This window comes from Planotetraspora thailandica, from assembly GCF_016863335.1.
GTDB lineage: Bacteria > Actinomycetota > Actinomycetes > Streptosporangiales > Streptosporangiaceae > Planotetraspora > Planotetraspora thailandica.
In genome coordinates this window covers 195,169-216,853 of sequence record NZ_BOOR01000006.1, presented here as the reverse complement: position 1 = coordinate 216,853, position 21,685 = coordinate 195,169, and the positions used below count along the sequence as shown (strand labels likewise).

Annotated in this window: 23 protein-coding genes, 1 tRNA gene and 1 pseudogene; 13 read left to right on the top strand and 12 right to left on the bottom strand. The window is 68.7% G+C overall.

Features of this window, described 5'->3' with window-relative positions:
* Nucleotides 1-3: 3 nt before the first annotated feature.
* Nucleotides 4-216 (bottom strand): hypothetical protein, encoded by a 213-nt coding sequence (locus Pth03_RS05050; protein WP_203942915.1) that lies wholly within the window; start codon nt 214-216, stop codon nt 4-6.
* A gap of 55 nt (nt 217-271) precedes the next feature.
* Between Pth03_RS05050 and Pth03_RS05045 the strand changes: the two genes are divergently transcribed.
* Nucleotides 272-613 carry a metallopeptidase family protein gene (locus Pth03_RS05045; RefSeq protein WP_203942914.1) on the top strand — a complete coding sequence of 114 codons (342 nt, stop codon included), beginning with the start codon at nt 272-274 and terminating at the stop codon, nt 611-613.
* A 161-nt stretch (nt 614-774) separates the two neighbouring features.
* Entirely contained in the window at nt 775-2,058 is a 1,284-nt protein-coding gene (locus Pth03_RS05040; protein ID WP_203942913.1) for an MFS transporter, read from the top strand.
* A 2-nt stretch (nt 2,059-2,060) separates the two neighbouring features.
* Here Pth03_RS05040 and Pth03_RS05035 read toward each other — a convergent pair whose 3' ends face one another.
* Entirely contained in the window at nt 2,061-2,525 is a 465-nt protein-coding gene (locus Pth03_RS05035) for a PspC domain-containing protein (RefSeq protein WP_203942912.1), read from the bottom strand.
* A gap of 85 nt (nt 2,526-2,610) precedes the next feature.
* Between Pth03_RS05035 and Pth03_RS05030 the strand changes: the two genes are divergently transcribed.
* Together Pth03_RS05030 and Pth03_RS05025 are read left to right on the top strand one after the other, a co-directional pair.
* A complete protein-coding gene (locus Pth03_RS05030; protein ID WP_203942911.1) occupies nt 2,611-3,768 on the top strand; it encodes an acyl-CoA dehydrogenase family protein in 1,158 nt (385 codons plus the stop codon).
* Between the two features lie 100 nt (nt 3,769-3,868).
* A tRNA-Lys gene (locus Pth03_RS05025) sits at nt 3,869-3,940 on the top strand.
* A 110-nt stretch (nt 3,941-4,050) separates the two neighbouring features.
* Here the strand turns inward: Pth03_RS05025 and Pth03_RS42435 are convergent.
* The 6 genes and pseudogenes from Pth03_RS42435 to Pth03_RS05000 all read right to left on the bottom strand — a co-directional run bounded on the left by Pth03_RS42435 (nt 4,051) and on the right by Pth03_RS05000 (nt 7,210).
* Nucleotides 4,051-4,464, bottom strand: coding sequence for a tyrosine-type recombinase/integrase (locus Pth03_RS42435; protein ID WP_373318493.1), 414 nt, complete (start codon nt 4,462-4,464; stop codon nt 4,051-4,053).
* A pseudogene (locus Pth03_RS41265) lies at nt 4,419-4,514 on the bottom strand (transposase); the annotation flags it as partial. The pseudogene Pth03_RS41265 and the gene Pth03_RS42435, both read right to left, overlap by 46 nt.
* Before the next feature lie 144 nt (nt 4,515-4,658).
* Entirely contained in the window at nt 4,659-5,144 is a 486-nt protein-coding gene (locus Pth03_RS05015) for a nuclear transport factor 2 family protein (RefSeq protein WP_203942909.1), read from the bottom strand.
* Nucleotides 5,145-5,333: 189 nt separating this feature from the next.
* Nucleotides 5,334-5,690, bottom strand: a complete 357-nt coding sequence (locus Pth03_RS05010) for a DUF2750 domain-containing protein (protein WP_203942908.1) — start codon at nt 5,688-5,690, stop codon at nt 5,334-5,336.
* 467 nt (nt 5,691-6,157) lie between these two features.
* Nucleotides 6,158-6,451: a tyrosine-type recombinase/integrase gene (locus Pth03_RS05005; RefSeq protein ID WP_275413025.1), complete on the bottom strand. Its 294-nt coding sequence runs from the start codon at nt 6,449-6,451 to the stop codon at nt 6,158-6,160.
* A gap of 216 nt (nt 6,452-6,667) precedes the next feature.
* A complete protein-coding gene (locus Pth03_RS05000; protein ID WP_308442332.1) occupies nt 6,668-7,210 on the bottom strand; it encodes a winged helix-turn-helix transcriptional regulator in 543 nt (180 codons plus the stop codon).
* A gap of 105 nt (nt 7,211-7,315) precedes the next feature.
* Here Pth03_RS05000 and Pth03_RS04995 point away from each other — a divergent pair, with 105 nt between their 5' ends.
* The 3 genes from Pth03_RS04995 to Pth03_RS04985 all read left to right on the top strand — a co-directional run bounded on the left by Pth03_RS04995 (nt 7,316) and on the right by Pth03_RS04985 (nt 10,223).
* Nucleotides 7,316-8,749, top strand: coding sequence for an MFS transporter (locus tag Pth03_RS04995; protein ID WP_203942906.1), 1,434 nt, complete (start codon nt 7,316-7,318; stop codon nt 8,747-8,749).
* A gap of 19 nt (nt 8,750-8,768) precedes the next feature.
* Complete coding sequence (locus Pth03_RS04990; protein ID WP_203942905.1) at nt 8,769-9,269, top strand: pyridoxamine 5'-phosphate oxidase family protein; 501 nt, start codon at nt 8,769-8,771, stop codon at nt 9,267-9,269.
* A gap of 129 nt (nt 9,270-9,398) precedes the next feature.
* Nucleotides 9,399-10,223, top strand: coding sequence for a helix-turn-helix transcriptional regulator (locus Pth03_RS04985; RefSeq protein WP_203942904.1), 825 nt, complete (start codon nt 9,399-9,401; stop codon nt 10,221-10,223).
* 97 nt (nt 10,224-10,320) lie between these two features.
* Here Pth03_RS04985 and Pth03_RS04980 read toward each other — a convergent pair whose 3' ends face one another.
* From Pth03_RS04980 to Pth03_RS04970, 3 genes are all read right to left on the bottom strand, one after another.
* On the bottom strand, nt 10,321-11,175 hold the full coding sequence (locus Pth03_RS04980) for a helix-turn-helix domain-containing protein (RefSeq protein WP_203942903.1): 855 nt from the start codon (nt 11,173-11,175) through the stop codon (nt 10,321-10,323).
* Between the two features lie 88 nt (nt 11,176-11,263).
* The gene (locus Pth03_RS04975; protein WP_203942902.1) at nt 11,264-11,806 is read right to left on the bottom strand and encodes a DUF308 domain-containing protein; all 543 of its coding nucleotides are present in this window, start codon (nt 11,804-11,806) and stop codon (nt 11,264-11,266) included.
* Nucleotides 11,807-12,055: 249 nt separating this feature from the next.
* Nucleotides 12,056-13,660, bottom strand: a complete 1,605-nt coding sequence (locus Pth03_RS04970; RefSeq protein WP_203942901.1) for a tannase/feruloyl esterase family alpha/beta hydrolase — start codon at nt 13,658-13,660, stop codon at nt 12,056-12,058.
* 298 nt (nt 13,661-13,958) lie between these two features.
* Between Pth03_RS04970 and Pth03_RS04965 the strand changes: the two genes are divergently transcribed.
* Both Pth03_RS04965 and Pth03_RS04960 read left to right on the top strand, forming a co-directional pair.
* Complete coding sequence (locus Pth03_RS04965; protein WP_239118763.1) at nt 13,959-16,682, top strand: helix-turn-helix transcriptional regulator; 2,724 nt, start codon at nt 13,959-13,961, stop codon at nt 16,680-16,682.
* A gap of 105 nt (nt 16,683-16,787) precedes the next feature.
* Entirely contained in the window at nt 16,788-17,234 is a 447-nt protein-coding gene (locus Pth03_RS04960) for a VOC family protein (protein WP_203942899.1), read from the top strand.
* Between the two features lie 78 nt (nt 17,235-17,312).
* On the opposite strand, the gene Pth03_RS04955 is transcribed toward Pth03_RS04960, so the two are convergent.
* The gene (locus tag Pth03_RS04955; protein WP_203942898.1) at nt 17,313-18,035 is read right to left on the bottom strand and encodes an SDR family NAD(P)-dependent oxidoreductase; all 723 of its coding nucleotides are present in this window, start codon (nt 18,033-18,035) and stop codon (nt 17,313-17,315) included.
* Between the two features lie 135 nt (nt 18,036-18,170).
* Between Pth03_RS04955 and Pth03_RS04950 the strand changes: the two genes are divergently transcribed.
* From Pth03_RS04950 to Pth03_RS04935, 4 genes are all read left to right on the top strand, one after another.
* The gene (locus Pth03_RS04950; RefSeq protein ID WP_203942897.1) at nt 18,171-19,166 is read left to right on the top strand and encodes a sigma-70 family RNA polymerase sigma factor; all 996 of its coding nucleotides are present in this window, start codon (nt 18,171-18,173) and stop codon (nt 19,164-19,166) included.
* A 98-nt stretch (nt 19,167-19,264) separates the two neighbouring features.
* Nucleotides 19,265-20,056 carry an SDR family NAD(P)-dependent oxidoreductase gene (locus tag Pth03_RS04945; RefSeq protein ID WP_203942896.1) on the top strand — a complete coding sequence of 264 codons (792 nt, stop codon included), beginning with the start codon at nt 19,265-19,267 and terminating at the stop codon, nt 20,054-20,056.
* Nucleotides 20,057-20,225: 169 nt separating this feature from the next.
* On the top strand, nt 20,226-20,627 hold the full coding sequence (locus Pth03_RS04940) for a VOC family protein (RefSeq protein WP_203942895.1): 402 nt from the start codon (nt 20,226-20,228) through the stop codon (nt 20,625-20,627).
* A complete protein-coding gene (locus tag Pth03_RS04935; protein WP_239118762.1) occupies nt 20,624-21,649 on the top strand; it encodes a sigma-70 family RNA polymerase sigma factor in 1,026 nt (341 codons plus the stop codon). Before Pth03_RS04940 ends, Pth03_RS04935 begins: the two co-directional genes overlap by 4 nt.
* The last annotated feature ends 36 nt before the right edge of the window (nt 21,650-21,685 follow it).

The window sequence follows — 21,685 nt, the reverse complement described above, 5'->3', positions numbered from 1 at the left end:
TGCCTACCCGAATCGGCCGCTGGGCGCGCCGGTCTGAATGGTCGTGGTGCGGGGGATGGGGATGCGGGCGGGGATTTCTGGGGCCTCCTGGGGCTGCGACCGGTCTCCGACTCCCCGTTCCCACCCGGCTCGGTCCTCAAGCACGAAACCCGGCCGTTCCCCTTGGAGGCACAACCAGAACAGGAACGCCGCGCTTCCCGCCGCCGCGGAGCGCATGCCGTTCACCGTGCGGCGGTATCGGACGGCGACCTTACGGTGACACCATGGGGTCGTGATCGACGTCCCTCCTGACAAGTTCGAGGAGCTCGTGGCCGCCGCACTGGACACGATCCCGCCGAAGCTGGCCAAAGTCATGGACAACGTGGTGGTGGTCGTCGTCGACGATCCGCCCGAGCCGGGCCTTCTCGGGCTCTACACCGGCATTCCCCTCACCGAACGCGGCGAGTGGTACTCGGGCGTGCTGCCCGACCGGATCGAGATCTACCGCAACCCGACGCTCGAGATCTGCGAAACGGAAGCGGACGTGGTCGAAGAGGTGCGGATCACCGTCGTCCACGAGATCGCCCACCATTTCGGCATCGATGACGACAGACTTCATGAACTCGGTTGGTAATCGCGGAGTCACAGGGGGTCGAAACACCCGGGCACTGTAGGTAACATGTTGACCACGTTCTGTCAGGCGTGGTCTCGGCCGAGGTGACGTCTGGGCACGCGGAACGGCAAGGCGCGGTTCAGGACGGTGCGGCCCTCTCGGCGAGCTCATCGGAGTGACATTTGGCGACGAACCCCGGCAGGCTATCCGGAAGGCACCGTCGCCCCCCCGAGGTCAGCGCCACCTACCGCGAAGTCATCGCGGTCAGGGAGTTCCGCGCCCTGTGGCTCGGCCAGGCGATGTCGCTCCTGGGCGATCAGCTCGCCTCGGTCGCCCTTGCCGTCCTCGTCTACAACCGCACCCAGTCGGCGCTCGCGACCGCCGCCGTCTACGCGCTGACCTACCTCCCGCCCATCCTCGGCGGGCCGCTCCTGGCCGGACTGGCCGACCGCTATCCCCGCAGAAGGGTCATGCTCTTCTGCGACCTCCTCCGCGCGCTCCTGCTGGCCACGATGGCCGTGCCCGGCATGCCGTTCGCGGTGTTGTGCGTGCTCGTGTTCTGCGTCGTGCTGCTCGGCGCGCCGTTCTCCGCGGCCCGTGCCGCGCTGATGCCCGAGGTGCTCGAAGGTGACCGATACGTGGTCGGGTCGGCCATCCAGAACGTGACCAATCAGGCCGTGCAGATGCTCGGCTTCGCGGCGGGCGGGGCGCTCATCGCCGGGCTCGGGCCGTACCGCGCCCTGGCACTGGATTCGGCGACCTTCCTCGGGTCCGCCCTGGTGATCGTCGCCGGGGTACGACGTCGCCCGTCGTCGCATTCCGAAGGCGACAAGCCGTCGGTGTGGGCGATGACGAGGGCAGGCGCCCGGCTCGTCTTCGGCGATCGCCGGCTGCGCACCCTCGTGCTCTTCGCGTGGTTGTGCGGCTTCTACGTGCTGCCCGAGGGCATCGCCGTGCCGTACGCGGAAAGGCTCGACGACGGCACACTGCCCGTACCGGTGATCACAGGGTTGTTGATGGCGGCGACGCCGACGGGAACGGTGATCGGCGCGTTCTTGTTCGGCAGGTTCGTCACCCCGTCCGGCCGCCTGCGCTCGATGGGGTGGATGGCGATGCTGACCTGCGCGCCGCTGATCGCCTGCCTGATGAGGCCGCCGCTGGAGGCCGTGCTGGCGCTCTGGGCGTTGTCCGGGGTCGGGGGCGCCTACCAGCTCGCCGCGAACGCGGCCTTCGTTCAGTGCGTTCCGCCCGCGGGCCGGGGGCAGGCGTTCGGGCTCGTGCAGTCGGGGCTGCTGGCCGCCCAGGGGCTCGGCATCCTCGCCGGTGGGGCGATCGCTCAGCAGATCGGCCCAGAGCCGGTGGTCGCGCTGGCCGGGGCGGCGGGGCTCGCCGTCGCGGTCGTGCTGACCCTGCTCTGGGCCGAATCACGTTCGGAGATAATCGCCAAGGTCCGGGCCACGACCTGAGGTCAGCCGTTGGTCGTGTCGTCGCGCCTCGGCGTCTCGCCGGCTTCGGAGGCGGCCGTGGCCTGCCCGCCGTACGGGTGCTGGCTGTAGGAGTAGTGGCCGTCGGCCTGCGGCGGGGCGGGCGGCTGGTGGGCGGGGCCCTGGCTCTGCGTGGAGCGCGTCCAGCCGGCCTGGGCCTGGTCCCACTTGGCCTTGGCGTCCTGCCAGACGCGCCCGTCCTTGTTCTTGTCGATGAGGTCCTGGGCGATGGATCCCGTCTTGCCTTCCTCGGGGACCAGGATCCACGCCACGGCGTAGATGCCGACGCCGAGGCCGCCGAAGAAGGTCGCGACGGCGAGCGCCACGCGGAGGATGTTCGGGTCGACCCCGATGTACTCCCCCACGCCGGAGCAGACGCCCGCGATGATCCTGCCGTTTCTGGTACGGCGGAGCTGTTTGACCGGGCCGTTGGTGTTCATCTCGTCCATGCCACCAGAGTGCCCTTTGAACTGGCTTACGCACATAGGGATTCCCCCTGGCCCAACCCCTACCGCGCCCGGATAATCTGGCCGTATGGACGATCTCCTCAAGCTCGACGATCAGCTCACGCCCGAACAGCGGCTGGTCCGGGACGCCGCCAAGGGATTCGTCTCCGACCAGGTCCTGCCGCATGTGGCGGACTGGTTCGAAAACGCCGCCTTCCCCGCGCGCGACATCGCGCCGACCCTGGGAGAGCTCGGCATGCTCGGCATGCACCTCGAGGGGTACGGCTGCGCCGGGCTCGACGCCGTCTCGTACGGCGTGGCCTGCCGCGAACTCGAGGCCGGCGACTCGGGTCTGCGGTCCTTCGTCTCCGTGCAGGGCTCGCTGGCCATGTTCCCGATCTGGAAGTACGGCTCGGAGGAGCAGAAGCAGGAATGGCTGCCGGCGATGGCCTCCGGACAGGCCATCGGGTGCTTCGGCCTGACCGAGCCCGACCACGGCTCCGACCCCGCCGGGATGCGCACCCACGCCAAGCAGGACCCTTCGGGTGACTGGATCCTCAACGGCTCCAAGATGTGGATCACCAACGGCTCGATCGCCGATGTGGCCGTCGTGTGGGCGCAGACCGACGCGGGCATCCGCGGGTTCGTCGTCCCGACCTCCACGCCGGGGTTCTCCGCCCCGGAGATCCACCGCAAGATGTCGCTGAGGGCGTCGGTCACCTCCTCGCTCTACTTCGACGACGTACGGTTGCCCGCCTCGGCCGTGCTGCCCGGGGTAACCGGCCTGAAGGGGCCGCTCTCGTGCCTTTCCGAGGCGCGGTTCGGCATCGTCTGGGGCGTCGTCGGCGCCGCCCGGGCCTGCCTGGAGGCGGCCGTCGACTACGCGACGACGCGGGTGCAGTTCGGCAAGCCGATCGGGGCGTTCCAGCTCACCCAGGAGAAGCTGGCCTGGATGGCCGTCTCGCTGGGCCACGCCGGGCTCACCGCCCTCCACCTGGGACGGCTGAAAGAAGCGGGACAGCTGAGGCCGCAGCAGGTCAGCTTCGGGAAGCTGGCCAACGTGCGGGCCGCGCTGGACATCGCCCGGCAGGCACGGTCCGTGCTCGGGGCCAACGGTGTGACCTTGGAGTATCCGGTCATCCGGCACATGAACAACCTGGAATCCGTGCTCACCTACGAGGGCACCCAGGAGATCCACACGCTGGTGCTGGGCGAGGCGCTCACCGGGATCGCGGCCTATCGGTGACCAGCTCGGGGTGTCACCCGCGGCGGTTACCGGCTATCGTGATCGCCCGGTAAACCTCGTCGCAGAAGTGGCGGTAATCTTTGTACGCTGCATCTAGCGAGGGGTGCTAGCTCAATGGCAGAGCTGCGGACTTTTAATCCGTAGGTTCAGGGTTCGAGTCCCTGGCGCCCCACCTGCATGAATACTCTTTATTGATCTTACTCGGTATGCCAGTACAGCCACGTTCTACAGCCAAGAGGGCCGGCACTCCGTTCAGGAGTCCGGCCCTTACTCGTGCTCGCGTCATCCGAAGAGCTTCTTGGCCACCGCGTCAACCGCTGCCCGTTCGATGTCGGGAAGTACATGCGTATAGGTGTTCATGGTCAACGCGATTTGGCTATGCCCGAGCGTCTTCATGACCGTCCGCGGCGAGGCACCGCACGCGAGGAGGTACGAGGCGCACGCGTGACGGAGATCGTGGAGCCTCAGCCAGTCGAGCCCCGCCTTCGCACGGGCCGCACGCCAGCGTGTGCTGCGGTTGCCCGGTTCGATAGGCGTGCCGATAGTCGAGGCGAAGACGAGCCCGTGATCCTTCCACCTCTCCCCCGACGCCAGCTTCTCGACGGCCTGTGCCCGCCTGTGCTTACGGAGAGCGACGTCTCGACATTGACACCCAGATCCCGGGCCACCGACGCATACGTCCGCCCCGGATCCGATAGATACAACGCGACCGCATCCGCCTTGAACTCCGGCGGATAGGGCTTCATCGCCACTAGGAACTCCTTGCTCTCCAGATCCCCATGATCTGGCACTCAAGGTGTCCACACCTCGGGGGGAGGCCCCGACCTCGGCCAGCGTCTGGTTCGATCGGAGACCAAGCGCGCGATCCCGCGATCACCAGCAACTGCCTTTCAGCGGTCGACGTCGCTCGATGGGCGCAGCGCGGTCAGGAGGCTTTCGAGCTGGCCCCATGCCCGTGCGCTGGCAATGTGATCGATGTAATCGCGAGACTCGACGATGAGCCCGTCGCGAATACGGAGAACGAAGACACAGGGCACGGTGAACGCCTCTCCTGTCTCGTCCACGTGCCCCTGGTAAGCGAACTCGGCGACGATCACCTCCGGATCAGCGGTGTCGTGGATGATGATGTTGACCGGCTTACGGTTCAGCGTCCGGGCAAACGGCGGCGGCGCGGTGAAGTGCTCGTGCAGTTCGCTACGGCTCAGCAGCGGCGGCGGGTTGAGCGGGTGAAACGGGTGGGTGACATGGGTCTGTTCGGCATAGAGGTCGGCCAAATTTTCGTACGGCCCTTCGCAGACCCCATTCACCAGGCGGAGAAACACGTCACGCGGGCTACTGTGACCATCGCCGCCGTCCGGATCGGCTCGGGAATCCATGGACCTCACCTTATCGATTCCACCTCGACAGCTACCCGGACCGGCGCTTCTTGCCCGTGCCCGTCGCGTGCCCGTCAGCACGGTGACTCATGGCAAGCCACGGAAAGCCATGAGCGAAACGATTAGGCGCGTGACCAGCGTCGCAGCAGGCTAGCCGATCGCGTACCGAAACCTTCCAAACTGGTGGCCTTACGCTCCGCCGACTGCGGAAATTCTGGCAATCACCTGCTGTACCTCTAAATCCCAACCCACTGCCCGAGCACCGGACCAGTTGACCCCTATCAGGGTCTCGTCCTCGCTAAGGTCGGGCAGCCATTTGCCGAGCCAGACGTCGAGCGGAATCTCCACCGGCTCGAACCCCGAGTACGCGGCAACCGTCCCAATGATCTTCTTCGCCCTGGAAAGGGACGACCAGAATGGCATGCTTCTCCGGCCATCTGACGTCAGCGGTGCCGGGTACCCAGCCGAGTCGCGAACTGTCCAAACCTTCCTGTGGACGACCACGTCGCGGAAGAACGCGGCGGCCTGAGATCCGCTCTGACTCATGAGGGGACGGTACCGGCCGGGCTCCATCCCCATCCAGCGCAGGTCGCTCGCATCGTCCCCCCATCGCCGTAAGGATGTCGACCGCATACTTGGGAGCCACCCTGGGAGCCACCGGAGCGGACGACGCCGGATCGAGTCGTACGGGTCTGAACGGCCGCGGTGTCGACGAGCAGACTTGAACGCCGCTGGAGATCGTTTGGGAACCTTGTAAATAGAAGGTCTCTCACGCAGGAACCCTGGCTGTACAGCCACGACTACAGCCAAGGGGGCGAGCAATCCCGAACTTTGGCGGGTGTCCGGAAACGCTTCCCGCCCAGGTCAAGGGCGTCTACGTCGATCACGTCGCCTTCTTTTAATCCGTAGGTTCAGGGTTCGAGTCCCTGGCGCCCCACCCCTAATGACCTGGGCAGACTCCCAAATAATGATCGTTTGGAAGCCTGCCCAGTTGCATTTCTGGTTGCAATTGTTCAGTTGTCCCACAGTGGGCGGCCCATCCTCGCCACCGCGTCGCCGGCCAGATTCTCCGTGACGTGGGTGTAGCGCTTCGTTGTGGTGAGCTGGGAGTGACCCAAGATCACCCGAACGACTCTCATGTCAACGCCCTGTTCCAGGAGAAGCGTCGCGGCCGTGTGCCACGCGTAATGCACGCGGGCGTCCTTCTCGACTTCGGCCAGTTGGAGAAGTTCCTTCCGCTCCTCCAAGTCAACGCGCGCCTCGATCGGGCGTCCCGCACGGGCAAGCCTTTGCTGATCGTGAGACACGTGTGGGTCACACCTGAGTCATTCGGTTAGACCGCCACTTTCGGGCGGTTACGAACTGGCAGTGAACAGCAGAGCCCTGCCATGCCTGGAGGCTCTGGCAGGGCTCGTTGGTGGGTTATGCGGCGTGGGTGTCAGTGCCGCGCAGGATGTACATGCTGTCCGGTGTACACCACCTCAGATCGCGCCCGCTCGATCAGCTGAATATGCGGCCGTACGTCACCGTGGACGGCGGCTCTCCGACGGCATCCGCGCGACGCGGCCGGCGCCTGCCGCGAGGACGTCTCGGGCGATGGCCTCCCGCTCCGCTGCCTCCCTGTCCGCGGTCTCCTGCTCGACCGCCACACGGGCGTCGTACGCCGCGCGGGCGAAAGCGATCTGGTTCTGGTGCTCCTCGGTCCACGTGACCAGTGCGCGGATGGTGTGGTGCAGGGTCGCGCCCAGGGGCGTGAGCTCGTAGTCCACGCGCGGTGGCACGGTCGGATACACGGTGCGGCTCACCAGGCCGTCGCGCTCAAGGTGGCGCAGGGTTCGGGCGAGCATCCGCTGGCTGATCCCGTCGATCCTGCGGCGCAGCTCGGTGAAGCGCAGGCTGCGCTGATCGAGCAGGGCGATGACCAGTAGCGACCATTTGTCGGCGATCCGGTCGAGGATCTGCCGGACCTCACAATCCTCCCGCGTGTCCCACTGGAGAACGTCGTAGTCGCCGTCGGTATCCCCGCAGTAACCGGGGGACTTTGAAATGCCGTCTTCCATGGTCATCGATGGTGTCCGAGGATTCTGCTGGTTACAAGAGAGAACCGGCAGTCATTCAGAGAACCATGGCCGGTTTCCGCCCTTCCCGTCTTTTTCGAGAGGAACCGACCCATGCCCACATCAAGCGGCCGCATGGACGGGCGTGCCTGGAGCGTGTTGTTCGTGTTGTGCGGAGCGATCTTCCTGGAGGGGATCGACGTGGCGATGCTGAATGTGGCATTGCCGTCGATCCGGGCGGACCTGGGCCTGTCCACTGGGATGCTCAGCGGCGTGGTCAGCGCTTATGTGCTCGGCTACGGCGGGTTCATGTTGCTGGGCGGACGTGCCGCCGACCTGCTGGGCCGCCGCCGGATGTTCCTGTTCTGGCTGACCGTCTTCCTGATCTTCTCCGGCCTGGGTGGGTTCGCCACCGAGGGCTGGATGTTGCTGGTCGCCCGGTTCGTCACCGGAGTAGCCGCCGCGTTCATGGCCCCCGCCGGGCTGTCCCTCGTCACCGGCAACTTTCCCGAAGGCCCGCAGCGCGCCAAGGCGTTGGGGGTCTACGCCGGAACGGCTGCGGGCGGCTTCTCGCTCGGCCTGGTTGCCGGTGGTCTGCTGGCCACGTTCGGCTGGCGGTGGGTGTTCTTCGCCCCGGTCATCCTGTCCGCGGTGATCCTGCTGGCCGCCATCCCCCTCATCAAGGATCCGGCTGCTCCGGAGCGCCCGGTGGGAGGCTTCGACCTGGCCGGTGCGTTCTGCGTCACCGGCGCGATGCTGCTGCTGGTGTACGGAGTGGTCCGCTTGGAGCATCCCGGCGACGGCTGGGGTGGCACGGCGGGTGCGTTCGCCGCGGGGCTGGCATCGCTGGCCGTCTTCATTGTGGTCGAGCGGCGGTCGGCCAACCCACTGGTACGGCTGGGCATCCTGCGCTCAGGGCCCCTTGTGCGAGCCAATCTGGGAGCGCTGCTGTTCATCGGCTCCTTCGCCGGCTTCCAGTTCCTGGTCACCTTGTACTTGCAGGAGCTGCGCGGCTGGAACACGCTGCAGACGGGTCTGGCCATGCTGGTGATCGGAATCGACACGGTTCTCGCCCCGACCCTTACGCCACGGCTGGTGAACCGATTCGGCAACGTCCGGGTGCTGTTCGGCGGGCTGCTCCTGGCGGCGCTGGCTTACGTGCTGTTCCTGCCCGTCGGGCTGGACTGGGCCTACCTCACCATGCTGCCGACCATGTTCCTGCTGGGTCTGGCCTTCTCGCTGGCCTACGGCCCGCTGACCATGGCCGCCACCGACGGCATCGACGAACATGAGCACGGCCTGGCCGGCGGCCTGCTGTACACCGCCATGCAGTTCGGCACCGCCCTCGGCCTGTCGGCGGTGACCGCCGTCAACGTCGCGGCGCTCGGTGGCGGCGTCTCACCGGAGGCGGGGCTGGACGCGCTCAGGACCGCGCTCATCGTCCCGATCGTCGCCGGAGTCCTCGGCGCGGCCGTCACCGCGTTCGGCCTGCGCACCCACAGGGCACCCGGGATCGCTGAACCCGTCCCCGCCGAGACCTCGGCCTGACCGCGATCGGAGGGAACAGATGGCCACCGCAGTGACGTCGTTCGCCGCGATCCAAGACGAGTTCAATGCCTACATCGGCGACATCGTCTACGCCACCATGACCACCGTCGACAAGAAGGGCCGCCCCCGGGCGCGCGTGCTGATCCCCGTCTGGGAGATCGTCGCAGGTCGCCCTCTCGGCTGGCTCGCCACGTATAAGACCCCTGTCAAGGCTGCGCACCTGGCCGGCAATCCTCACACCACCTTCTCCTACTGGACACCACGGCAGAACGCCGTCAGCATCGACACCGTCGCCCGGTGGGCCGACGAGCTGGAAATCAAGCAGCATGTGTGGCAGCTCTACCGCAAGACGAGCCCCGCAGGGGCCGGATACGACCTGGGCCGCTTCTGGCATGGAGGCCCCACCGACCCCCAGCTCCACGTGCTGCGCTTGGAGCCCTGGCGTGTCCAGGTCATCCGCGGCACCGACCTGCGCAGCCAGATCTGGAAAGCCGGAGATACCGAGAGGGCGGCTCGATGACGGCCCAGCGCGATGGCTGACCATCTCGGAGGGTCGCTGGAGAAGAGCAATAACGGGCGAGAAAAAGCAAAAATAGCCTAGGCATATCGCACCCAGGATTCCTGACGATGCTCTGCGTATTTTGTCAACATGGATGAAGGAAATCCGCTTGGTGAGTTCCTCCGCGCTCGACGCCAGCTCACAACCCCTGAGCATGTGAATCTTGCGCACGTCGGTGACCGTCGCCGAACGCCGGGATTGCGGCGCGATGAGGTAGCCGTACTGGCCGGGATCAGCATCGACTACTACACCCGGCTTGAGCAGGGGCGGGAACGCCGTCCGTCAGACCAGGTGCTCGACGCCCTGGCGAGAGTTCTCCGACTTGACCCCGAGGCCGGCGAGCACCTCCACGAACTCGCCCGGCCCCGGACGTCTGAGGCGGTTGGCCGGGGCGGCCGCGTCTCTCCGAACATGCTGCGATTCATTGACGGCTGCGACCACGTGCTGGCTTTCGTGTTGAATCGCCGGTTGGACTTCTTGGCCAAGAATCCGCTGGCACGAGCTCACTACGAAGGACTGGAGGACAACGACAACCTGCCGCGGATGTTCTTCCTCCATCCGGCGGCACGCGAGTTTTACATGGACTGGGAGCAGGAGGTCTCCCGCCTTGTAGCCCACCTGCGCGCCGCGGCAGGGACCGGCTCCGACGACCCGTTCGTGCTCGAATTGGTCGAGGAACTCGCGCGTGAAAGCGACGAATTTCGCCGGATGTGGGCTCGCCACGATGTACAGACCAGGACCCAGGTGTTCATCCGATATCGCCACGGTGAAGTCGGTGAAATGACCCTTCTCTTTGAGACGTTCCGCCTTACCAGCGCCCGCGGTCAATTTCTCGTCATCGGTCAGGCGGAACCCGGCAGCCCGTCCGCGCACGCGCTGGCCGAACTGGGCCGGCTCGCCGCTGCGGCCGGATGACGGCGTGGCATGGGCCCGAACTCTGTGACCACGCCGCCGTCCTAGGTGCCCGAGACGACGGCGAATGCCGGCCCAGCAGGCCACAGAGACGCCGCGCTCATTTCCCGGCGCAAGCACCCCGGCAGAGCTCGTTCAGCGCCTCCGCGGAGTGGCTTTCGGGGGCCGCCTGAACGGTGACCAGTTGCTGATCGGGCGCGCCGACGGCGGAGAACAGGTCGCAGTCGACCGTCAGCTCCCCGACCAGGTCGTGGCGGAAGCTTCTGGTGTGGCTGCTTTCGGCCTGTACGTCGTACCGGGCCCACACGCGGCGGAACTCACCGCTCTCGTCGCACAGTTCCTCCACCAGCTCGGTCAGGCGGGGGTCGTCGAGGTCCGTGCCGACGGTGGCACGAAGGTGGGCGACTCTTCCGTGCACCGTGGGCTCCCAGTCGCGGTAGAACTCCTGCGCGGCGGGATTGAGGAAGATCGTGCGCAGCATGTTGTCACCCGCCTCTAGATCCACGTGCAGCCCTTGTCTGTAGAAGGCCACGGCCGGCGAGTTGATGGCCAGCACTTCCATGCGCCGGTTCATCACGAAGGCCGGCGTACCGTGCCAGGCGTGCATCAGCCGGAGCAGGGGCGGACTGACCTGTGCCATGGCGTCGGCCGGAGTGCGCGGCCCGTGGTCGGCTCGCGCGTCCGTGTGCGCCAACGCGTAAAGGTACGCCGTGGCGTCCGCGCCGAGGGCGAACGCACCCGCCAGGGCGCCGATCACCTGATCGGATGGGTGGCGTTCGCGTCCCTGCTCCAGACGGATGTAGTAGTCGGTGCTGACACCGGCCAGCACCGCGACCTCTTCCCGTCGCAGGCCTGGCGTCCGGCGGGGCCCCACGTCCACAAGCCCGACCTGGGCAGGAGTGGTGACGGCGCGCCGGGCGCGAAGAAACTCGCCGAGCAACCCGTGCCTGACCATAAGTGGACTATATCCGCTGTTACGTCGGATTTGACTGCGCGTACCACTGCGAGTCAAGCCGCCCGATCACGCGGCACCGATTGGCAGGTCAGGCCGGGACGTCGCGCATCCGGCGTTGCCGCCAGGCGAGCGCCGCGGCCTGGAGGACGAAGAACGTGCCGCCCGCGGTCGTGTAGGTGATCAGCGAGTTGAGGTTCGGGTGCTCGCCCACCGCCATGACGAGGTATGTCGCACCCGCGATCACCGACAGCGCGCCCGCGATCAGCATCGGCCACTGCCGGCCCAGTTCGGGGCCGCGGCGCAGCACGGCGACCGTGAGCTGCGCCGCACCGGAGACGATGGCCCAGACGCCGAATGCGAACAGCACCGCCGCGGCGCCGCTGATGGCCGCGACGCCCAGGCCGACGGCCGCCAGGGCACTGAGCGCGGTGCTGAACACCTGGAGCGTCCGGCCCGCAGTGTCGGGGTTTTCCCGAGTGTCGAGCAGTGAGGCCACCACATCGATCAGCGGATACACGACGAGCAGGACGACCGACGCGGCGGAGAGCGAGTCGTGCACGGCCGAGAAGCCCACGGCCCAGGCGATCGCGACGAGGCCGCGGATGAGGTAGATGCGCATCAGGACGGACATGAGAGTGCCAGCTTTCTTTCCAGGCTCGGGTACCTGGATGACTCTTCTCGGCCGTGACCCCCGTCGACCCCAGGGAAGACACTGGCTGAAGCCCTGGCTCGACGGGCCAGGGCAAGCTCGTCACATGCCGCGAAGGCTGCCACGGGTCGTCGCGCGGGGCCGCGTGAGAAGAACGAGGCTTCGCGCGTAAATAGGGGCGGCGGCCCCGGGCGAGGGATGCCAGGGACCGCCGCGATGTTTCGGGTGGGGTCAGGCGGTGGTGCAGCGGTAGCTGGACGCCAACGCGGGGTCGCCGTGCCCGGTGTACCGGGTCGCCTGCGGGTACGCGCAGATGTCGCGAGTAGTGGTCTTGCCGTTCGCGTCGGTGATCGAAGCGGCGAGGGTGGCCGGGGCCTGCCCCTTCTCCACCCACTTCACCAGCGCACCCAGGTCGTCGGTCGGCTGCGGGCCGGTGCCGCCGCCGCAGTGGGTCACGCCCGGCAGCAGGAACAGGCGGTAGAAGTCGTCCACCCGCTTGTCGCCGCCCAGCACGCGGTTGACCCGCTCGCGGTAGTCGACCGTACCCGCGGTGGGCACCAGCTCGTCGGCCTGGCCGTGCCAGCTGAGCAGCTTGCCGCCGGCCTTGGCGAACGCCGACAGGTCTGGGTCGTCGCTGCCGATGACGCTGTTGTAGTCCAGCTGGGACTGCCGGAAGATCTTCGCGAACTGCTGGTAGGTCACCTTTGTGGTGTCGAACGCCGGGTCCTGCTTCACGAAGTACCTGACCCAGCTGTCGGCGACGAAGAACGGCGCGCCGACCTGGGCGAGCCAGCTGAAGCCGGCGCCCTTGTTGGGGCCGTACCAGAGCTTCTTGCCGGTGGCGGAGACGGGACCGGCCCAGATCTTGCGGACGACGTCCGCCACCTCGGGGGTGATGGTGATGGTCTTGCCGTCACAGAGGACGTGGGCGCCGATCAGCCGGCGGGCGTCCCAGTGGCAGTCCTGCGGGTTGTCGATGATGCCGTCCTTGACCCCGTCGAGGGTGTCACAGGCCTTGATCGCGGCGGTGTTGAACGCCTCGAGTTCGCACTGGGTCGGGTAGGTCTTCTCCTCGTTGAAGACCACCTGCGACCAGAGCGTGGCGACCGCGAACCGGTCCCAGTTGATCGCCGGCGCCTTCGCCAGGATGCCCTGGAAGTCGTCCGGGTAGGCCTGCGCCTCCTCATAGCCCTGCCGGCCGCCGGTCGAGCAGCCGTTCCAGTACGCGTAGCGCACCGCCTTGCCGTAGAACTTCTTCGCCACGTCCTTGCCGACGACGGCCATCTCGTGCAGCGAGCGGGAGGCGAAGTTCTCGAGCAGTGGGGTGTCGACGTTTCCGTCCGGCGTAAGCGCCCAGCCGCTGACGTCGATCGGGTTTGTGCCGACGCCGGCGTCGGTGGCCGCGGCCACATAGCCGTTCTTCACCGCGGCGACGAGCGGGGCGCCGAAGTCACCGGCGAGGTAGGCGCTGCCGCCGGTGGCCTGGAACCGTCCGGTCCAGTTGTGCGGGTCCTGGGGCAGCGAGATCTTGACGTTGACGTGATCGTTCGCCCCGGGGTGGGTCAATGTGACCGTGATGTCGCACCAGGCCGGGACATCGGTGATCGGCGCGGGCGTGGGCAGCGGAGGCGCGTCGGGAAACGTGACCGTTCCCCCGGCGTGCGCCGCCGCCGTCACCGACTCGACCTTGGCGCCGGACGGCGCGGAGACGGGAAGCGTGGAGCACACCGTTGCGTCGTCGTCGCCGCGGTGGTGAGTGGCGGCGTCGGCGGCTGTCGTCACCAGTGCCGCCGACAGCGGCACTATCGCCGCCATCAGCATGATCAGACGTTTCATGCCGGTCACTATCACTGGGCGGACACCGGCGTCGCCCCAGGGAGACACCCTGGGCGCTGGTCTTCGGTGTCCCTGGTCCGCCCTGGTGCCGTACGAAAGTGAGCCGGGTCCGCAACCGCGGCTGGACGACCTCGACGTGCCGTCGGCTCGCCAGAAGCGGTCTGACAGACTTCGGTCGAGCGGCGACCATGGCGGCCTGGCTGACTTCCGGTGCGCGAATTCTGTTGGTGAGCCGCCGTCACTTGTTCACGGCAGGGGCGATCCGGCTGGATGTACCGTCGTGGCGGGGGAGGGTGAGGTGCTGAGTAATACCCAGGGTGCCGAGTTGCTCGGCCGGCAGCGCGAGCGGGGAACGATCGACCGCCTGCTGCGCGACGTCCGCGACGGCCGGAGCCGCGTGCTGGTTCTGCGTGGTGAGCCGGGTGTCGGCAAGACCGCTCTGCTCGACTATCTGATCGAGCATGCGCTGGACGGCCGAGTGACCCGCACGGCGGGGGTCGAGCCGGAGTCTGAGATCGCGTACGCGGCGCTGCAGCAGCTCTGCGCGCCGCTGATCGACCGGCTCGACCGGTTGCCCGAGCCGCAGCGGGCCGCGCTCGCCACCGCCTTCGGGCTGACCCCCGGCGACCCGCCGGACGGTCTGCTCATCGGGCTGGCCGTGCTCGGCCTGTTCGCCGAGGCCGGGTCGGACCAGCCGCTGGTCTGCGTGGTGGACGACGTGCAGTGGATCGACCGGATGTCCGAGGTGATCCTCACCTTCGTGGCCCGCCGGCTGGACGCCGAATCGGTCGCACTGGTGTTCGCCTCACGCAGCCCGGGAGATGAGCAGGTGCTCAACGGCCTGCCGGAGCTGCGCGTCGACGGGCTGCCCGACGCGGACGCGCGGGCGCTGCTGGACTCGGTGCTCACCGGCCCGGTCGATGCGCGCGTACGCGATCGGATCGTCGCCGAGACGCGCGGCAACCCGCTCGCCCTGCTCGAACTCCCCCGGGGTCTCACGCCGGCGGAGCTGGCCTTCGGGTTCGGCGCGCGGAGCGCGACGCCTCTGGTGAGCCGCGTCGAGGAGGGCTTCCAGCGACGCATCGCGGCGCTGCCAGCGGACACACGCCGCCTGCTGCTCACCGCCGCCGTCGAGCCGGTCGGCGACGTGACCCTGCTGTGGCGCGCGCTCGAGCGGCTGGGCATCGGGCCGGACGTCGTCGTGCCCGCAGAGGCCGCCGGACTGGTCGAGCTCGGCACCCGGGTCCGGTTCCGGCACCCGCTGGTGCGCTCGGCCGCGTGGCGGTCGGCCGAGGTGGCGGAGTTACGCGAGGTGCATCGCGCGCTCGCCGAGGTGACCGACCCGCAGCAGGACCCCGACCGGCGCGCCTGGCACCGGGCGCACGCCGCGGTGGGACCGGACGAGGAGGTCGCAGGCGAACTGGAACGCTCGGCCGACCGGGCAATGGCTCGCGGAGGCCGAGCCGCGGCGGCGTCCTTCCTCGAGCGCGCCACCGAGCTGACCGCGGACCCGGAACGACGGGCGACGCTGGCTCTGGCCGCCGCGCACGCCCGGTTCACCGCCGGCGCCCCCGCCCTGGTGCCGGAACTGCTGGCCGCCGCCGAACTGGGCCCGCTCGACCTGCTGCAGCAGGCGAGCGCGGAGCGCCTTCGTGCCCAGGTCGCCTTCGCGCTCAACCCCGGCCGGACGGCCGGCCCGCCGCTGCTCGCGGCCGCTCGCCGGCTTGAGACGCTGGACCCCGCCGCAGCCCGGGAAACGTATCTCTCCGCGTTGGGCGCGGCCGTACACGCCGGCCGGCTGGGCGGAGACGACCTGCGCCGGGCGGCCGAGGCCGCCCGAGCCGTCCCAGCCGGAGAGGACCCGGCCGGTCTCCTGCTGGCCGGTCTCACGGCGTGGAGCTTGGACGGGTACGCGCCGGCCGCGCCGCTTCTGCGCCGGGCGCTGGACGCCCTCACCACGAACGAGGACCCGGGCCTGCTGTGGCTGGCCGGACCTGTCGCGCACGAGGTGTGGCAGGACGAGACGTGGCACCGCCTCACCGAGGAGGCGGTCGGCTTCGCCCGCGCCACCGGGGCGCTGGCGCTGCTGCCCACCGCGCTGGTCTTCCGCGCCGGCGCGCTGCTGTTCGAGGGCCGGTTCGCGGACGCGTCGGACCTGCTCGACGAGGCCGACGCTCTGGGACGAGCCACCGGCCTGGCCGCGTATCCGTTCGCCTCACTCACCCTGGCCGCCCACCGTGGCCAGGAACTCGCGGCGGTGGAGTCGATCGAGGCCACGGTCAAGGACGCCGGCGCCCGCGGTGAAGGCAGGCTGCTGGGCCTGGCCGGCTTCGCCAAGGCAGCGCTCTTCAACGGGCTCGGCCGCTATCCGGAAGCCCTGGAGGCCGCCCGGCAGGCCGCCGAATACGAGGACCTCGCCGTGTTCAACTGGACGCTCGGTGAGCTGATCGAGGCGGCGGCGCGCAGCGGCGAGCCGGCGGCCGCCTCGCAGGCGCGCGAGCGTCTCGCGGAACGGACCGCGGCCGCCGGGACCGACTGGGCCCGTGGCGTCCAAGCCCTCGCCGACGCCATGGCCGGTCCGCCAGGGCAGGCCGAGGAGCACTACCGGGAGGCCGTCGAGCGGCTGTCCACCACTCGAATCGGGCTGCCACTGGCCCGGGCGCGCCTGCTTTACGGCGAGTGGCTGCGCAGGGAGAACCGCCGTGGTGACGCCCGGGTCCAGCTGCGCACCGCCCATGACGCGTTCACCACCATGGGCGCGGAGGGCTTCGCCGAACGGGCCGGCCGGGAGCTGGTCGCCACCGGCGAGACCGTCCGCAAACGCGCCCCGGGAGCGCGCGAGGAGCTCACCTCGCAGGAGGCGCAGATCGCCCGCCTGGCCCTGTCAGGCCGGACCAATCCCGAGATCGGCGCTGTGCTGTTCCTCAGCCCGCGAACGGTCGAGTGGCATTTGCGCAAGGTCTTCATCAAGCTGGGCATCGGATCACGCCGCGAGCTCGCTGCGGCGCTGCGTGACCGGTGACCCCCGGGGCCGAGCCCAGGGAGTCTCCCTGGGGCGAGCCTCCGCTTCGGCAGCGATCGTAGATGCCGGATGCCGACCGGCATCCGATATCGCGGAGGAGCGGACATGGTGGATTACAAGCTTGAGGTGATCGTCCTGCCGGTCGCGGATGTCGACCGGGCCAAGGACTTCTACAAGCGGATCGGCTTCCGGGAGGACCTCGACTACGTGGACGGTGCCGACTTCCGGGTCGTGCACTTCACCCCGCCGGGCTCCCAGTGCTCGATCATCGTCGGCACCGGGATCGGTACGGCCCAGCCGGGCTCTGTGCAGAACCTGCACCTCATCGTGCACGACATCGAAGAGGCGCGGGCCGACCTGATCAGCCGCGGTGTTGAGGTGAGCGAGATCTTCCATGACGAGGGTGGCGTCTTCCATCACGCCGGGACCGAGAAGCGGGTGCCGGGCCTCTACCCCGGCCGGCGCTCGTACGGCTCGTTCGCCTCGTTCAGCGATCCCGACGGCAACGGTTTCGTCCTGCAGGAAGTCACCGAGCGCGCCCCCGGTCGTTGAGCACTCGCACGCCTGGCTGGAAAGCGAAATGCTCCGGCGGTCATTCCGCCGGAGCATTTCGCTACACACGTGCGGCGCTCACCGCGGCCCCGCCAGCAGCGCGGCGTTCTCGCGCTCGAGCGCCTTGACCGCACCGGCCCGCCAGCCCTCTGCCAAGGCCGCGGACAGCGGATCGGGGAAGATCTCCTCCTCACCGGCGGCCACGCCGTCGAAGATCGCCTGCGCGACGGCCGCCGGGGCGGCCTTCGGGATGTCGAGGTCCCGGGACATGTCGGTGTCCACCGGACCCGACAGAACGGCGTGCACCCGCACACCCCGCTCGGCCAGCAGTGCCCGCAGCGCCTGGGTGAGCGAGAACGCCGCGGCCTTGGAGATCGAGTACGCGGGAGTCACCGGCAGCGACGCGAGCGCCGCCACCGACAGCACGTTGACCACGGCTCCCCGCGACAGCGTCAGTTGCGGCAGAAACGCCTGCGTGACGGCGTGCGTCCCGAAGAGATTGACCGCCAGGTGCCGCTCGAGCACCGCGCGATCCCCGAGGTCGTCGAAGGCCGCCAGGCCCGCGTTGTTGACCAGGACGTCGAGCCCGTCGACGCTCTTTGCAGCCGCCTCGATCTGCGCCCCGTCGGTCACGTCCAGCGGCAACGGCATGACGCGCTCGTCGGGGTGGGCGAAGGGCTGCCGCGTTCCTGCGTAGACGCGCCGCGCGCCTCGGCGTAGGGCCTCCTCGACCAGCGCGCGCCCGATACCTCGATTGGCGCCGGTCACCAGGAGGGTCCGGTCGGCGATGAAATCCTGCACGATGCCATGCTCCGATCAGCTCTGAAGATTCGGACTTGCACACAGGACAGACATGCCGACTGCCGGAAACCGGGCGCCTCGGGACCGCCCAGTTTCGCCGTCCGCCGGTGTCGATACCGATGACGGAGGTGCCCCATGTCAGCCGAACTGCTTCAACGAGCCCGGTCAGGCGACCGCGACGCGTTCGCGGCGCTGGTCGAACCCCACCGCAGCGAACTCCAACTCCACTGTTACCGCATGCTCGGATCCCTCCAGGACGCCGAGGACACCCTGCAGGAAGCCCTCCTGTCAGCCTGGATGGGCCTCGAGGGCTTCGAGGCCCGATCCTCCTTCCGCACCTGGCTGTACCGCATCGCCACCAACCGCTGCCTCAACGCCCTGCGAGCCTCCACCCGCAAGCCGGTGGCTGCGGCCCCTCTGGCGGTCCCGCCCCCGGAACCTTCCCGCCTGGGCGAGGTCCTCTGGCTCCAGCCCTACCCCGACCACCTCCTCGACGGCCTCCCCGATCAGAACCCGGGCCCTGAAGCCCGCTACGAATCCCACGAGGCGATCTCCCTCGCTTTCATCACCGCCGTGCAGCTCCTCCCTCCGAACCAACGCGCGGTCCTTCTCCTCCGCGACGTCCTCGGTTACCGCGCCGCCGAGGCCGCCGACCTGCTGGGCCTCACCGAGAGCGCCGTCACCAGCGCCCTCAAACGAGCCCGGGCGACGATCCAGGCGACCCGCTCACCCGGCCGCCCCGCACCCGCTCCCGGCAGCCAGGAGGAACGCGCCCTGACCGACCGCTTCGTCACGGCCTTCACCGACCACGACGTCACCGCCCTCGTCGCCCTGATGACCGACGACGTCTGGGTCCGGATGCCGCCCCTGCCCTTCGAGTACCGCGGCACCGAGTCCGCCCACCGCTTCTTCACCGCCATCGACGCCCACCGCCGTACGATCAGCCGCTTGATCCCCACCCGAGCGAACGGCCACCCGGCATGGGGCGAGTACTTCCGCGACCCGGTGACCGGCGTGCTCCACTGCGCAGGGATCCTGGTAGCCGCCTTCTCCGCCGACGGCGTCAGCGAGCTCACCCATTTCGAGACGACCCTCGCCCCGTATTTCGGCCTTCCCCACACCCTCACCTGACGACCGCAGCGCGCGGGCCGACCGATTCCTTTCGGCAGGTCGCCGAGTCGATCGATGAGACGGAACTCCGTCCGCACCATCCACAATCGGGAGGAACAGTGCTGCTCGAAAAGAAGAACGCCGTGGTCTACGGGGCCGGTGGGGTGATCGGAGGCACGGTCGCCCGAACATTCGCCGCAGAGGGGGCCAGGGTCTTCCTGGCCGGGCGGAACACCGCCGCGCTGGATGCGACCGCCGAGGAGATCCGCGCCGCCGGGGGAACCGCCGACACCGCCGCGGTCGACGCGCTGGACGAGGCCGCCGTCGAGGCGCACCTCGACACGGTCGTCCAGACCGCCGGGAGCGTGGACATCTCGTTCAACGCCATCAGCCTCCCCCAGACGGGCATTCAGGGCACCCGGATCGTCGACCTGTCGCCCGAGGGCTTCGACCTGCCCATGGCCACCTACCCCAAGGCCAACTTCCTGACCGCCAGAGCTGCCGCACGGCGCATGACCGGCCAGGGATCAGGCGTGATTTTGACGATCACGGCGAGTCCGTCACGGACCGCTGTCCCGCTCATGGGAGGCATGGCACCGGCATGGGCGGCGATCGAAGCGCTGTCCCGGGGCCTGGCCGCCGAGCTCGGACCGCATGGCGTCCGAGTCGTCTGCCTGCGCGCGGCGGGGATGCCGGAAACGCCGCAGCTCTCCGAGGTGTACGGCCTGCACGCCGATGCGTACGGCATCAGCCGCGACGCGTTCCAGGCCCGCATGGCGGACCTGACACTGCGCAAGCAGCTGCCCACAGTCGCTGAGATCGCCAACGTGGCTGCCTTCGTCGCCTCGGACCGCTCCAGTGCGATGACCGGGGCAGTCGCCAACCTCACCAGCGGCCTGATCGCCGACTGAGCACCGTAAGGCCTGAAGGCCAAGTGGCGGAGGCAGGGGCGGCGATCGCCGCCCCTGCCGTTCACCACTGCGGCCGGGTGGTGCAGAAGATTCGGCCGATTCCTTCTGGCGGGTCGCCGAGTCGATAGAAGTGACGGAATTTCCGATGACGACCTTGGAAGGAACGATCATGGCGGAGACGACGGAGATGACGACGGGGATTCGGCTGGGCGGCCTGGTGCTGGGCAGCGACGACCCGGAACGGCACAGCGCCTGGTACCGCGCCGCGTTCGCGCCGTCGGCCGAGCCGGGCACCGTCCTGATGGTGGGCGGCGGGCGGTTGGTCTTCGACCGCCGCGACGATCTCGAGCAGAGCACACGGGAGCCCGGCAGGATCCTGATCAACTTCTACGTCGACGACATCGAGGCGGTCGTCGCCCACCTGAAGGCGCTCGGCATCACGCAGTGGATCCGCCCGGTGGAGGACTTCGGCCCGGGCCTCATCGCGACAGTGGAGGACCCGGTCGGAAACTACGTGCAGATCGTCGAGCTCGCCGGGGCCGCCCCGGTCGGCCGATCGGGGCGACGGTGACGCCGGACAGCGACGTCTTCGCACGGCTGACCTCCCCCTACCGGCCGGAGCTCCTGGCCTACTGCTACCGCATGCTCGGTTCGGTCCACGACGCCGAAGACCTCGTCCAGGAGACCTATCTGCGCGCGTGGCGCTCGTACGAGGCGTTCCAAGGCCGGGCGTCACTACGCACCTGGCTCTACCGGATCGCGACCAACGTCTGCCTCACCGCACTCGAGCACCGCAAGCGCCGGCCGCTGCCGTCGGGTCTCGGCGGTCCCGCCGACGACCCCGAAGGCCCTCTGGCGCCACCACCGGAAGTGAACTGGCTACAGCCCTTCCCCGACCGGCTGGTCCGCCCCGGCTCGGAAGATCCCGCCACCATCGTCGCCGCGCGGGCAGGCCTGCGGCTCGCCCTGATCGCCGCCCTGCAGTATCTGCCCCCGCGTCAGCGCGCCGTCCTCATCCTGCGCGACGTGCTGGCGCTGCGTGCCGCAGAGGTCGCCGAGTTGCTCGGCATCTCGGTCCCCGCAGTCAAAAGCATCCTGCAACGCGCTCGAGCCCAGCTCGGCCAGGTGACGCCCTCCGAAGACGACACGGCCGAGGCCTCCGGCGCGCACGAGCGGGAACTGCTGGATCGCTATGTCGCGGCCTTCGAGAACGCCGACGTCACCGCCCTGATGGGGCTGCTGACCGAGGACGCCGTCCTGGAGATGCCGCCCACCCCGTCCTGGTTCGCCGGTCGCGAGTCCGTCGGCCGGTTCTTCGGGTCCAGGGTCCTCACCGTGCCAGGTGCCGTCCGGATGGTGGCGACCTCGGCCAACGGGCAGCCCGCGGTCGGCATGTATCAGTGCGGCGCAGACGACGTTCATCACGCGCACGCGGTGATGGTCCTCTCGGCCTCCGACGCCGGGATCACCCACATCGTCGCGTTCCGCGACCCGGACCTGTTCGAACTTTTCGGACTCCCCCAGTCGCTCGGCCCCGCTCCGGCCGGCGAATCGCCCAACGCTCTGGACAACGGAAGCCCTATTCGTCCGTAGAGGTGATCCCAGTGGATCGGTGGTGTGCCGAGCCCC